The following is a 12395-nucleotide window of genomic DNA, read 5'->3' on the forward strand; positions in this document are numbered from 1 at the left end:
GGAAGTTTAATGGAACAATTTGGAACGATCACAGCAACGGCAAGTGTCTTACCGGAAAAAATCATCACAAACGATGATCTCTCAAAAATGATGGACACTTCGGATGAATGGATTTCATCCCGTACAGGAATCAAAGAGAGACATTGTGTGACCGAGCAGGAGACTTCCGATTTGTGTTACCTCGTTGCCGAAAAATTACTAAAGAAAAAAAAACTCGATCCAAAGGAACTCGATTTTATTATCGTTGCTACGATGTCGCCTGATTATACATCGCCTTCTGTCGCAACTTTAGTTCAAGGAAGGATCGGCGCAACCAAAGCAATCGCCTTTGATATCAGCGCCGCATGTTCAGGATTTGTTTATGCCTTGAGTGTTGCAGAGAAACTGATTCGCTGTGGCTCAATGAAAGGTTTAGTAATTGGTGGCGAAACATTATCTAAACTGATCGATTGGACGGATCGTTCAACCGCTGTCTTGTTTGGTGATGGTGCTGGTGGGATTTTGTTAGAAGCTGGCTCAGATCAAAAATTATTGAGAGAATCGCTAGCGGCAGATGGTTCGCGTGCGCAATCTCTTACTTCTGGCTATCTACCAAATCAATCGCCTTTATACACGAAAGATTCAGAAGGTTCTTACTATTTAAAAATGGTTGGACGGGATATTTTTGACTTTGCTGTAAGAGACGTCGCGATGAACATCAAGGAACTCATTCAAGACACACCTGTTGATTATCTGCTTTTGCATCAAGCGAACTTACGAATCATCGAAAAGATTGCTCGCAAGGTAAAAATTCCCCAGGAGCAATTCCTAACGAACATGGATAAATATGGCAATACTTCCGCAGCAAGCATCCCGATTCTTTTAGATGAAGCGATAGAAAGCGGAAAAATTACCTTAGGTCAAAAACAAAAAGTGGTATTTACAGGTTATGGTGGAGGATTGACATGGGGAAGTATCCTCATGGAACTATAAACTGATAAAAATAAAAAATATAAAATAAAGAAACAATATCGGAGGAATTATCATATGGTATTCGAAAAAATTCAAGAAATCATTGCGGAAGAATTAGGGAAAGACACAGAAGAAATCAAATTAACGACAAACATCCAAGAAGACCTTGAAGCAGATAGCTTGGATTTATTCCAAATCATCAACGAGATCGAAGATGAATTTGATGTGAAAATCGAAACAGAAGACGGCATCAAAACAGTTCAAGATTTAGTCACTTATGTTGAAAAACAAACTGCATAATCATCAAGATTAGGTTGGGGGCTGGGACATTTTCCGAAAAAGGAATGTCTTAGCCTTTTTTTAAATGAAACAAAAAGCTATCTATCCTGAATATAAATTGGAGACTATGATGAAAACAGCATTTTTATTTAGCGGACAAGGTGCACAATACCAAGGAATGGGTCAAGACCTCTACCATGAACCCATCGTGAAACAGACTTTTGATGAAGCTAGTCAGATCTTAGGCTATGATATGGCGGAGCTTTGTTTTTCAACAAATGAACGTTTGGATCAAACGATCTATACGCAACCAGCTATTTTAACTGTCAGCATTGCGTTCTATCGTTTGCTGAAAGAACATGGGATCACTCCTCAAGCCGTTTTAGGGCTTAGTTTAGGTGAGTATTCTGCTTTAGTAGCCAGTGGTGCGCTCTCCTTTAGTGAAGCAGTCGCATTGGTCGAAAAAAGAGGCACGTTTATGACAGACGCTGCACCTATCGGTAGTGGGAAAATGGTAGCTGTGATGAATGCACCGGTAGATGTTATCGAGAGCTGTTGTAAGCAGGCGGAAGAAATGGGGATCGTTTCCCCTGCAAATTACAATACACCCCAGCAAATCGTCATCGGAGGCGAAGAAAAAGCAGTGGATCAAGCGGTAGCACTATTACAAGAACAAGGGATCAAACGAATGATCCCACTCAATGTAAGTGGCCCTTTCCATACAGCAATCTTAGAACCTGCTGCTAGACAATTAGCGGAGGAACTAAGCAAGATCGTTTTTTCAGAACCTGAAATACCTGTGATCAGCAACACCACGACAGAGATCATGACGAAAGAAAGAATCCTAGGTTTACTTGAACAACAAGTCATGAAACCCGTTCGTTTTTACGAAAGTATCGAAAAACTTAAAGATTTAGGAATCGACCAAGTGGTCGAAGTCGGTCCCGGTAAAGTATTAAGTGGCTTTATGAAAAAAATTGACAAGTCGATCGCCGTTGCACGTGTGGAGAATCAACAAACATTTGAAGAAACAATCAATCGATTGTCATAGGAGGCAAGTTATGGACGTAACTGGAAAAAATGTATTTATTACAGGCAGTACACGAGGAATTGGTGAAGCAATCGCTTTAGCCTTTGCCAAAGCAGGCGCAAACATCTTCTTAAATGGTCGTGGAGAGATCCCAGCCGAAAAAATCAATGCGATCAAAGCGCATGGGGTTGAATGTGTAGGAATCTCAGGTGATATCTCCGATTATGATAAAGCAGGAGAGATGATCAAAGAAGCAGAACAGCAGCTGGGTTCTGTCGATATTTTGGTGAATAATGCGGGAGTTACGAATGATAAACTTGTCTTACGTATGGATGCAGATGATTTCAAAAAATGTTTGGATATCAATCTAACAGGAACTTTCAATATGACACAGCACGTGTTAAAGAAAATGATGAAAAAAAGAGAAGGCGCGATCATCAATCTTTCAAGTGTTTCAGGATTGATCGGTAACTTGGGTCAAGCCAATTATGCAGCAAGTAAAGCAGGAGTTGTCGGTTTTACTAAATCTGTGGCAAGAGAAGTTGCCACACGAGGAATCACATGTAATGTGATTGCTCCGGGGTTTGTCACTACAGATATGACAGATGTATTATCCGAAAAAGTAAGAGAACAAGCAGAAAAACAAATTCCAATGCAACGTTTCGGCCAAGTGGAAGATATTGCGGAAGCCGCATTGTTCTTAGCGAAAAGTTCGTATATCACAGGTCAAGTCATCAATGTTGACGGCGGATTGGTCATGCACGGATAGGGAGGAAAATTTATGAATCGAGTAGTAATTACAGGTTATGGAGTCACTTCACCGATCGGTAATGATGCAGATAGTTTTTTAGCTAGTTTAAAAGCTGGGACGAATGGCATTGCACCGATCACAAAATTTGATGCAACAGATACAGGAATCACTTTAGCAGGTGAAGTAAAAGACTTTCCTTTTGATAAATACTTTGTAAAAAAAGATAGCAAACGCATGGATATGTTTTCGATCTATGGCATTTATGCTGCGATGGAAGCATTGACGATGAGTGGGATCGAAAAAGAAACGATCAACCAAGATCGTTTTGGTGTTATCGTTGGCTCTGGGATTGGTGGTTTACCAACAATCGAAAGCCAAGTCATCCGCATGCACGACAAAGGGGCCAATCGCGTATCACCTATGTTTGTTCCAATGTCGATCGCCAATATGGCAGCTGGTAATATTGCGTTGCGTGTAGGGGCGAAAGGAATTTGTACGTCGATCGTGACCGCTTGTGCCAGTGGAACGAATGCGATTGGTGAAGCATTCCGCAACATCAAACATGGTTATTCCGATATCATCCTTGCAGGTGGAACAGAAGCAACAATCTGTGAAATGGGGATCGCCGGATTTGCGGCATTGACTGCTTTGTCAACATCGACAGATCCTGAACGTGGTTCGATGCCATTTGATGAAGACCGTAATGGTTTTGTCATGGGTGAAGGGGCAGGAGTATTAGTCCTTGAATCACTGGAGCATGCACAAGCTCGTGGCGCAAAAATTTATGGTGAAGTCGTGGGTTACGGCTCAAATTGTGATGCTTACCATATGACAGCTCCAACACCAGATGGTTCTGGTGCGTCAAAAGCAATGAAATTGGCGATGGAAGAAGCCGGGATCGATGCAAAAGAAGTGGGCTATATCAACGCACACGGAACAAGTACACCTGCAAATGATCAAGCAGAAGCTAAAGCGATCCAAATCGCATTAGGAGACTCTTTCAAAGAAACCTATGTCAGCAGTACGAAATCAATGACTGGTCACTTATTAGGTGCTGCAGGTGGGATTGAGGCACTTGCCACTTTGATGGCGTTAGAGCATCAGTTTATTCCACCAAACATCAATGTTGAAAAACAAGATCCTGAAATCGATCTGAACGTTGTGATCAACGAAAGTAAACCAGCTGAACTGTCTTATGCCATGAGTAATTCATTAGGATTTGGTGGACATAATGCTGTACTATGTATGAAACGCTGGGAGGAATAATGTTGAAGATCCATGAAATCAAAGAATTAGTCAGTCAATTTGATCAGTCAACTTTAACAGAATTTGACTTGAAAGACGGACAATTTGAATTATATATGAATAAAAATGAAATGAGTCGGGGAATGGGGCAAACAGTACCAACAACGAGTGCTTCTGAACCACAACCTCAACAAGTTGTACCGGCTTTACCAAAAGAAGAAAGCCATTCTGTTCAACCAGAAGCAGTTGCGCCGACAATTGATGGGACTGAAGTGAAATCACCAATCGTTGGAATCGTCTATCTACAACCATCTCCTGACAAACCAGCATTCAAAAAAGTAGGAGATAAAGTCGCTAAGGGTGAAGTGATCTGTATCATTGAAGCAATGAAATTGATGAACGAAGTAACTAGTGATGTCGATGGTGAGATCGTTGCGATCTTGATCGACAATGAAGAAGTCGTAGAATACGGACAACCACTCTTTATCATCCAACCAAATTAAGCCAAGGAGAACCAGACCTATGAATATACAAGAAATCAAAGAAATCATCCCTCATCGCTATCCGCTGTTGCTGATTGATCGAGTGGAAGAAATTGTCGAAGGCGAACGGATCGTTGCTAAAAAAAATGTGACGATCAATGAACCTTTTTTCCAAGGACATTTTCCAGAAGAACCTGTGATGCCGGGGGTATTGATCGTAGAAGCGATGGCCCAAGCAGGAGCAGTAGCTCTATTATCATTGGAACAGTTCAAAGGAAAAACTGCTTACTTTGGCGGATTAGATAAAGCGAAGTTTCGTAAAAAAGTGACTCCTGGAGATACGTTGATATTAGAAGTGGAAATCACTAAAATCAAGTCTTCTGCAGGAATAGGCAAAGGAATTGCAAAAGTGGACGGCAAAAAAGTTGCTGAAGCTGAATTAACCTTTATGATTGGATAGGTGAGTTATGTTTTCAAAAGTCTTGATAGCAAATCGCGGCGAAATAGCCGTACGGATCATTCGTGCCTGCCGTGAGCTTGGAATCCAAACCGTTGCGGTCTATTCTGAAGCGGATGCGGAGGCATTGCACACACAATTAGCAGACGAAGCCGTCTGCATCGGTCCTGCAAGAGCAACAGATTCCTATTTGAATGTACAAGCAGTTCTAAGTGCGGCCATCGTTACAAAAGCAGAAGCAATCCATCCTGGATTTGGATTCTTATCTGAGAACAGTCGATTTGCTTCGATGTGTGAAGAATGTAATATCGTCTTTATTGGACCTAAAAGCAAAACGATCGATGATATGGGGAATAAAATCAACGCACGTCAGTTGATGCAACAAGCAGATGTTCCTGTGATCCCAGGTAGTGATGGTGTGCTATCGACTGTTGAAGAAGCACTGGAAGTGGCAGAAAAAATTGGCTATCCAGTGATGCTTAAAGCCGCCGCTGGTGGTGGCGGTAAAGGAATCCGCAAAGTCTTGTCAAAAGAAGAATTACCACAACATTTTTCATCCGCCCAACAAGAGGCAGCTGCTGCTTTTGGTAACGATGATATGTATTTGGAAAAAATCATTTATCCCGCAAGACATATTGAAGTGCAAATATTAGGTGATCAATTTGGTCATGTTCTGCATCTAGGTGAACGTGATTGTTCCTTACAACGGAATAATCAAAAAGTCTTAGAAGAATCACCATCTGTTGTGATCTCTGAGGAAAAACGAAATCACTTAGGTGCAGCAGCTGTCAGAGCGGCAAAGGCAGTGAATTATGAAAATGCAGGAACGATCGAATTTTTAATGGATGAATCCGGTGATTGTTATTTTATGGAAATGAACACCCGCATCCAAGTTGAACATCCAGTAACAGAAATGGTCACAAATATCGATCTTGTCAAAAAACAAATCGAGGTTGCGGCCGGACGACCACTAGAGATCCAACAAGAAGATATCATTTTCCAAGGGCATGCGATCGAATGCCGGATCAATGCAGAAAATCCAGCATTTCATTTCGCTCCTTCACCAGGCAAAATCAAGAATTTGTTGCTACCAGCTGGTGGTATGGGATTAAGGGTCGATAGTTCGGTTTATTCAGGTTACACGATTCCCCCTTATTATGATTCAATGATTGCTAAGGTCATCGTACATGGCGATACACGTTTCGATGCGTTGATGAAAATGCAACGGGCATTGAGCGAGATCGTGACAGATGGCGTGATCACGAATGCTGAATTCCAAATGGATCTGATCAGTCACCCTGCAGTGATTGCTGCTGATTACAGTACCGCATTCTTACAAGAAGAGTTTTTACCAAACTGGATTCCCGAGACGGAGATAGGAGACGAATAAGATGACTTTATTCAAAAAGAAAAAATACATTCGAATCAATCCTAATCGAGAAATCAAGCCAACGAATGCACCATCAGTCCCTGACAATATGTGGGCGAAATGCCCAAATTGTAAACATATCATCTACACAAAAGATATCGGGGAAGAAAAAGTATGTCCACACTGTAGTTATAACTTTAGAATCGGCGCATGGCAGCGATTAGCGTTGATCATTGATGAGAAAAGTTTAGAGGAATGGGATACGGATCTCGTTACAAAAGATCCTCTTGATTTCCCTGATTATCAAGAAAAGATCGGCAAGATGCAAGAAAAGACTGGCTTACATGAAGCAGTTCTAACTGGTCAAGCGACTATTAAAGGCATTCCTTTTGCTATTGGTGTCATGGACCCTAATTTTATCATGGGAAGTATGGGCACGATCGTAGGGGAAAAGATCACTCGTTTGTTTGAACGTGCGGCGAGTAAAAAATTACCCGTCGTATTATTCACTGCTTCAGGGGGCGCCCGGATGCAAGAAGGAATTTTCTCTCTCATGCAAATGGCCAAAATCTCCGCAGCGGTCAAACGTCATAGCAATAAACAGCTATTTTATTTGACTGTCTTAACAGATCCGACGACAGGTGGTGTTACCGCCAGCTTTGCGATGGAAGGGGATATCATCTTAGCTGAACCGCAAAGTTTGATCGGCTTTGCTGGCCGCCGAGTGATCGAACAAACGATCAAACAAGAACTACCAGAAGATTTTCAAAAAGCAGAATTTTTACTGGAACATGGCTTTGTGGATCAAATCGTTCCAAGAAGAGAACTCAAGGACACGATCCATCAATTATTAGAATTGCATACGCAGAAAGGATGGATCAACCATGAATAAAACTGCTCATGATATCGTCCAACTGGCGCGGGCAAAAGATCGTTGGACAAGTCTTGATTTTTTTGAAACGATTTTTGAAGGGTTCCAAGAATTTCATGGTGATCGCTTATTTGGTGATGATGAAGCGATTGTCGGAGGCGTAGCAAAATTAGCCGGAAAACCAGTGACCGTCATTGGCATCCAAAAAGGCCGTGACTTGCAAGAAAATATTCGTCGGAATTTTGGCTCTCCTCATCCGGAAGGTTATCGTAAAGCACTGCGTTTAATGAAACAAGCAGAAAAATTCAACCGTCCGGTCATTACGTTGATCAACACTGCGGGTGCCTATTGTGGGATCGGTGCAGAAGAACGTGGTGAAGGGGAAGCGATTGCCCGTAATCTATTAGAAATGTCGGATTTGAAGGTACCAATCATCAGTATTATTATTGGTGAAGGCGGTAGTGGTGGGGCACTAGCCTTAGCATTAGCCGATGAAGTCTGGATGTTAGAACAAACGATCTATGCTGTTTTATCACCAGAAGGCTTTGCTTCGATTCTTTGGAAAGACGGCAGCCGAGCAGCCGAAGCCGCTGAATTGATGAAAGTCGCTGCTGGTGAATTATTAGAGTTAGACGTCATTGATCGAGTGATCCCCGAAACATTCAATGGAGAACCTTTAGGCAAAGAAAAAGTTGCGCGTATGATGCAAAAAGCATTGATCGAAAAACTGACCGAACTTTGTCAGAAACCAACCGAAGAATTGATCGAACAACGCTACCAACGTTTTCGTAAATATTAAGAAGTTTTTTGATTTAAACTGTAGAGAATTGCCTCTACAGTTTTTTCTGATTTATCCTATAAATGGATAAATATTGGTTTATGATTTATATATTTAATGTGTTTATTTGTATGATTTGCTAGTTAAAAGGGGAAATAAAATAGGAATTATATGATTTTTTTAGAAAATATTCTTGTTTCTTTTTGATTGTAAGGGTTAAAATGGAAAAAATTTTATGATATATATTTAACTTAATATAAAAAACTAATTTCATTGAATTTTCTTAGATTTTTAAACTTACACTGATATTTAGTTATTAGAGATTGTATCTTGATGTGTAATTATTTAGGTATTAGATTTTGATTGTTGATTATATAAAAGAAAAATGGAAAATGTTAATTGGAAGAATGATATTAAAGATAGAGATAATTTGAATTTCTGTAACTTAAAAAAATTTAGTAATTTTTCATAGAGTATATATTGAATGTTGTGTTATACACTAAAAATTGAAAAAAACTAGGTTAACGCGTAATTAAATGTACCGTTTTTATTCTTTTAATGAAGTATATCCCACTTATTTACTGTGTAATTATCGCAATACATAAAAATAAACATCTTCTAACCACAAATAACCTGATTTGGTTTATCAAATCGGGCTATTTGTGGTTAGATACTACTATTCAATATATATATGTACAAGCTTTTTGAGATGTCTAAGATAATAGCGAGAAAAAATGAAGTGAAGTTGTCCTTTATTGCAGTTTATTTATTGTTCATTTTTCTCACTAATTAACCAATAGGACAACCACCATTAGAACGTACAGTTCCTTTATATATCACATTCTTCCAGTTGAAAAATCTTTTTCATAAGACCAAGACTGTAAAGTTAATTGTCCGCAATAAATTCCATCATTATAAATCATTGTGTTAGTTAACCCGGCTAACGTAGTAGATCGTCTTGTGTGATAGATGATTTTACTACCTAAAGGTTCTATAGATATTGAGGTATATTCCGCTATTGCTAAGTTTGTGTTTGCATTGTGTCTTTCAGTAAATAAAAATAGACCAGAAATTACTATTGAAGCTATTAAAATTTGTTTGAAATATTTCATTTTAGATCCTCCTCATCAATTGGTGATAATAAGTCATTGTTCAAAATATTTAATTTTGATGGAACTGGAAATGGAACGGAGTTATGATAAAAGTAACCTTCATAATAACCAGTTGTACCATAATGACTTGGTAGTTCACGATATCTGCTTAACCATCCCCTATATGCACCGCTTTGAAAGAAAGCTACTGCGGGAGCGGGGCTACCTGTTTTAATCCATCCTGACGTCCAATATCTAGTCAATATTGCTTTTGAGTCTAAGTTATCTGAATTTGAACCTATTGATTGGATGCTAGAAAATGGTTCTGTATGCTCGATTATTTCTTGGGTCTAGACGATTTGGCTAGGTAACAACATACTGAAAAAAGTAACGCCAACAAAGCAACTAAAAATAACCTTTTTTTTCATATTAAACCTCTTTTTTTTATTTGTTACAATTTTATTATAGTTAGTTTATTATTTCCGATCAAATCATAACTTAGTTATTATTTGATATTTTTTTTGTGTGTGATATTTTTATTAAAAAGGAGTTGATGTTGTGTTTTATAAGTTGTTAAGTAAGTTATTTTATGTTCTTTTTTTGGGAGGTGTAATTTCTTTGTCGCTATTCTTGACTGGCTGCTCTAAATCGAATGAGGACCGATTAAAAAACATCGAAATTGTTCAAGTGACGAATGCTGGGACGCTACAAAACAGAGGAAGTTATACTCTTAAAGAGGGAAATTTAGAGATCATGAAAGAAATCCAACTGGCACAAAGCCTTGATCAAGATCCCGCAGATTTAAAACTCTCAAGCAGTGAAGAACAAGAAATCAAAAGTTTGCTGACACCAGATTTTACATCCGCAGAACAAGACCTAAAAACGAATGAACTTTTTCAAACATTTGTTAAAGAGATCGAACATGTAACAGTCGAAGTCAATCAGGAGAAGAAAACGACAACGTTAGTCGGAAAGGATTATCGAAAAGAATTTTCTTGGGTAGGTGAAAGTGGAAATCGTTTATCTGACTCACATAAGATTGAATATAGTTTTGTGTCAGGGAATGAGGAATAGTTGAGTAAAGGAATAGCCTTAAAAAACGATGCTTCTTGCAAAATGATTATTGAAGTAGAGGAATTTCAGAATAATTTGAACAGAAAGAAGGGGGCACCATCTTTTCCCTGTTCTTTTAATTGATTAAAAATATTTTTCTGTACCGAATCAGGATTTTTGATTTGAAATTTTAAAAGTTGTTGAAACCATAGGTATTTCTTTTTAGTGCTGGATATTGGTACTTAACTATTTAAGTAGGCCATCTGAATAGTTATAGTGTAAGGCGTTCTTGGTGTGTGCATAAACTTGCTAACGTATCTTATCGTCTTGGTATAGCTTTCAGGAAGTTATATTGTCCAGATATTCGCGAAACATCCATTACACAGTAATCGACCATTTCTTTCCCGCATGAAGAATGCCTTGTTACAATTACACTATTATGATAAGTTTAATGTAGTGTATTTGTAACGTAAGTGAGGGGATTAAATGCAAGATAAGCTGAAAGAGTTGTTGCGTATTCGCGATGGAAATTTATCTATGAAGGAAGCTAGAAAATTAGGAATTTCAGCAACTACTGTACAAAGATTGGTGAATCAAGGAATTTTGATGAAAGTTGATCGTGGTTATTATGTAGAGACTGGTCATGGAATCGATGATTTATTTTGTTTTCAGCAACGATTTTCCAGAGGAATATTTTCTCATGAAACGACATTAGATATATATCAACTTTCTACAAACATGCCGAACTTCATTCATTTGACTTTTCCACATGGTTATAATGTGAATCGTTCAATTACGAAAGAGCAACAGTTACAATTTCATTTTGTGAAGAAGGAAGTATACGAGTTAGGGAAAGTGGAGGGCACTTCCTTTCAAGGAAATCCTATTATTATATACGATAAGGAACGAACTCTTTGTGATATTTGGAATCCGAGATATGAAATTGAATATGAAATGAAATTAGAAGCTTTAAAAGAGTACATGAGAGATCCTAGGAGAGACCCAAGTAAATTAAGAGATTATATGACAAAACTACATGTAGAAAAAGAAATGAAATATCATATGCAGAGTTTGTATTGATGGAGAGAAAATATGACCCCTACACAATTTACAGCAAAAACAAGAAATCTTGCAAAAAGTATAGGATTAAATGCACAGTTAGTTCAAAGGCATTTTATGATGGATCGCTTAGTTGAACAAATCTCTGAATCGAAGTATAAAAATGACTTTATTTTGAAAGGTGGTCTTCTATTAGGTTCAAAATATGGAATTGATAGAAGAACAACAATTGATATTGATACGACATTTAGAAATAGTAAATTAACTAAAGAAAAATTGAAGAACATCTTTAAAGAATTAACTAGTAAACCTACGAAAGAGGGAATTGTTTTCTCTGTTCAAGAGATTAAAGAGACAAGGGAAATTGATTTTTATCCTGGGTTTCAAATTAAATTGATTGCTCATTTAGAAAAAATACGTGTCCCATTTAAATTGGATGTAACAACAGGAGATTCTATTTATCCTGAAGTAGATATACATCATCATCAATTGATGTTTGAAGATAAAAAAGTGGAGATTCCAGCTTATCCAACAGAACAGATTATTGCAGAAAAGCTGAGTGCTACATTTAACTTTGGGACAGACAATTCGAGATTGAAAGATTACTACGACCTATTTGCCATCAGAAAACTAGAAAATATTGATATGAAAGAGCTATATAAAAGTGTCCGAAATACATTTACAAAACGTGGAGACAACAAACCGTTATCTTTTTATTATGAAAGGGAAATCGAAAAGATAAAAGGGAGCGGTTATTTGGAAAAACTATGGGACAAATATCGCTCAGTTAATTCTTTTGCGAATTCTATTTCATTTGCAGATACAGTTAACGGAGTTGCTTATCTAATGCAAATTGTAATCAAAATTGAAAATCAAGAAAGAAAACAATAGTTTACAAGAATTGAACAAATCAAGATGACAAACGATATTAATTGTGTGATTTAGCGTAAATCAGCGGAACCAATGAGCTTGGTACAGA

Annotated in this window: 14 protein-coding genes and 1 pseudogene; 13 read left to right on the plus strand and 2 right to left on the minus strand. The window is 38.1% G+C overall.

Annotated elements, in window-relative coordinates; translation table 11 throughout:
• Nucleotides 1-9: 9 nt before the first annotated feature.
• The 10 genes from HZ311_RS12670 to HZ311_RS12715 all read left to right on the plus strand — a co-directional run bounded on the left by HZ311_RS12670 (nt 10) and on the right by HZ311_RS12715 (nt 8234).
• The gene (locus tag HZ311_RS12670) at nt 10-972 is read left to right on the plus strand and encodes a beta-ketoacyl-ACP synthase III (protein WP_137072111.1); all 963 of its coding nucleotides are present in this window, start codon (nt 10-12) and stop codon (nt 970-972) included.
• A gap of 54 nt (nt 973-1026) precedes the next feature.
• A complete protein-coding gene (locus tag HZ311_RS12675) occupies nt 1027-1251 on the plus strand; it encodes an acyl carrier protein (RefSeq protein ID WP_010735877.1) in 225 nt (74 codons plus the stop codon).
• A gap of 109 nt (nt 1252-1360) precedes the next feature.
• A complete protein-coding gene (gene fabD / locus HZ311_RS12680; protein ID WP_010735876.1) occupies nt 1361-2281 on the plus strand; it encodes an ACP S-malonyltransferase in 921 nt (306 codons plus the stop codon).
• A 10-nt stretch (nt 2282-2291) separates the two neighbouring features.
• Nucleotides 2292-3029 carry a 3-oxoacyl-[acyl-carrier-protein] reductase gene (gene fabG / locus HZ311_RS12685; protein WP_010735875.1) on the plus strand — a complete coding sequence of 246 codons (738 nt, stop codon included), beginning with the start codon at nt 2292-2294 and terminating at the stop codon, nt 3027-3029.
• Nucleotides 3030-3041: 12 nt separating this feature from the next.
• On the plus strand, nt 3042-4277 hold the full coding sequence (fabF, locus tag HZ311_RS12690; RefSeq protein WP_010735874.1) for a beta-ketoacyl-ACP synthase II: 1236 nt from the start codon (nt 3042-3044) through the stop codon (nt 4275-4277).
• Nucleotides 4278-4279: 2 nt separating this feature from the next.
• Nucleotides 4280-4759 (plus strand): acetyl-CoA carboxylase biotin carboxyl carrier protein, encoded by a 480-nt coding sequence (gene accB / locus HZ311_RS12695; RefSeq protein WP_306795953.1) that lies wholly within the window; start codon nt 4280-4282, stop codon nt 4757-4759.
• Between the two features lie 19 nt (nt 4760-4778).
• Nucleotides 4779-5198, plus strand: a complete 420-nt coding sequence (gene fabZ / locus HZ311_RS12700; RefSeq protein WP_010735872.1) for a 3-hydroxyacyl-ACP dehydratase FabZ — start codon at nt 4779-4781, stop codon at nt 5196-5198.
• A 7-nt stretch (nt 5199-5205) separates the two neighbouring features.
• Nucleotides 5206-6585 (plus strand): acetyl-CoA carboxylase biotin carboxylase subunit, encoded by a 1380-nt coding sequence (locus HZ311_RS12705; RefSeq protein ID WP_178946734.1) that lies wholly within the window; start codon nt 5206-5208, stop codon nt 6583-6585.
• A 1-nt stretch (nt 6586) separates the two neighbouring features.
• Nucleotides 6587-7456, plus strand: coding sequence for an acetyl-CoA carboxylase, carboxyltransferase subunit beta (gene accD / locus HZ311_RS12710; RefSeq protein WP_137072115.1), 870 nt, complete (start codon nt 6587-6589; stop codon nt 7454-7456).
• Nucleotides 7449-8234 carry an acetyl-CoA carboxylase carboxyl transferase subunit alpha gene (locus tag HZ311_RS12715; protein WP_010735869.1) on the plus strand — a complete coding sequence of 262 codons (786 nt, stop codon included), beginning with the start codon at nt 7449-7451 and terminating at the stop codon, nt 8232-8234. The genes accD and HZ311_RS12715 overlap by 8 nt, the downstream gene beginning before the upstream one ends.
• An 815-nt stretch (nt 8235-9049) precedes the next feature.
• Here the strand turns inward: HZ311_RS12715 and HZ311_RS12720 are convergent.
• Entirely contained in the window at nt 9050-9325 is a 276-nt protein-coding gene (locus HZ311_RS12720) for a hypothetical protein (protein ID WP_232092489.1), read from the minus strand.
• Nucleotides 9322-9585, minus strand: a pseudogene (locus tag HZ311_RS15810) (hypothetical protein); the annotation flags it as partial. The pseudogene HZ311_RS15810 and the gene HZ311_RS12720, both read right to left, overlap by 4 nt.
• 277 nt (nt 9586-9862) lie before the next feature.
• Here HZ311_RS15810 and HZ311_RS12725 point away from each other — a divergent pair.
• The 3 genes from HZ311_RS12725 to HZ311_RS12735 all read left to right on the plus strand — a co-directional run bounded on the left by HZ311_RS12725 (nt 9863) and on the right by HZ311_RS12735 (nt 12307).
• Entirely contained in the window at nt 9863-10378 is a 516-nt protein-coding gene (locus tag HZ311_RS12725; protein ID WP_137072117.1) for a hypothetical protein, read from the plus strand.
• A 465-nt stretch (nt 10379-10843) separates the two neighbouring features.
• Nucleotides 10844-11437: a type IV toxin-antitoxin system AbiEi family antitoxin domain-containing protein gene (locus HZ311_RS12730; RefSeq protein WP_137072119.1), complete on the plus strand. Its 594-nt coding sequence runs from the start codon at nt 10844-10846 to the stop codon at nt 11435-11437.
• Between the two features lie 12 nt (nt 11438-11449).
• On the plus strand, nt 11450-12307 hold the full coding sequence (locus tag HZ311_RS12735; RefSeq protein ID WP_137072121.1) for a nucleotidyl transferase AbiEii/AbiGii toxin family protein: 858 nt from the start codon (nt 11450-11452) through the stop codon (nt 12305-12307).
• The last annotated feature ends 88 nt before the right edge of the window (nt 12308-12395 follow it).

The organism is Enterococcus mundtii (assembly GCF_013394305.1).
In the GTDB taxonomy this organism is placed as follows: domain Bacteria; phylum Bacillota; class Bacilli; order Lactobacillales; family Enterococcaceae; genus Enterococcus_B; species Enterococcus_B pernyi.

Bases quoted from the DNA above. Each gene is read 5' to 3' on its own strand.
- fabF (WP_010735874.1), top strand. From the start codon at position 3,042: ATGAATCGAGTAGTAATTACAGGTTATGGAGTCACTTCACCGATCGGT.
- fabG (WP_010735875.1), top strand. From the start codon at position 2,292: ATGGACGTAACTGGAAAAAATGTATTTATTACAGGCAGTACACGAGGA.
- accD (WP_137072115.1), top strand. From the start codon at position 6,587: ATGACTTTATTCAAAAAGAAAAAATACATTCGAATCAATCCTAATCGA.
- HZ311_RS12730 (WP_137072119.1), top strand. From the start codon at position 10,844: ATGCAAGATAAGCTGAAAGAGTTGTTGCGTATTCGCGATGGAAATTTA.
- fabZ (WP_010735872.1), top strand. From the start codon at position 4,779: ATGAATATACAAGAAATCAAAGAAATCATCCCTCATCGCTATCCGCTG.
- HZ311_RS12720 (WP_232092489.1), bottom strand. From the start codon at position 9,325: ATGAAATATTTCAAACAAATTTTAATAGCTTCAATAGTAATTTCTGGT.
- fabD (WP_010735876.1), top strand. From the start codon at position 1,361: ATGAAAACAGCATTTTTATTTAGCGGACAAGGTGCACAATACCAAGGA.
- HZ311_RS12735 (WP_137072121.1), top strand. From the start codon at position 11,450: ATGACCCCTACACAATTTACAGCAAAAACAAGAAATCTTGCAAAAAGT.
- HZ311_RS12705 (WP_178946734.1), top strand. From the start codon at position 5,206: ATGTTTTCAAAAGTCTTGATAGCAAATCGCGGCGAAATAGCCGTACGG.
- HZ311_RS12715 (WP_010735869.1), top strand. From the start codon at position 7,449: ATGAATAAAACTGCTCATGATATCGTCCAACTGGCGCGGGCAAAAGAT.
- HZ311_RS12675 (WP_010735877.1), top strand. From the start codon at position 1,027: ATGGTATTCGAAAAAATTCAAGAAATCATTGCGGAAGAATTAGGGAAA.
- HZ311_RS12670 (WP_137072111.1), top strand. From the start codon at position 10: ATGGAACAATTTGGAACGATCACAGCAACGGCAAGTGTCTTACCGGAA.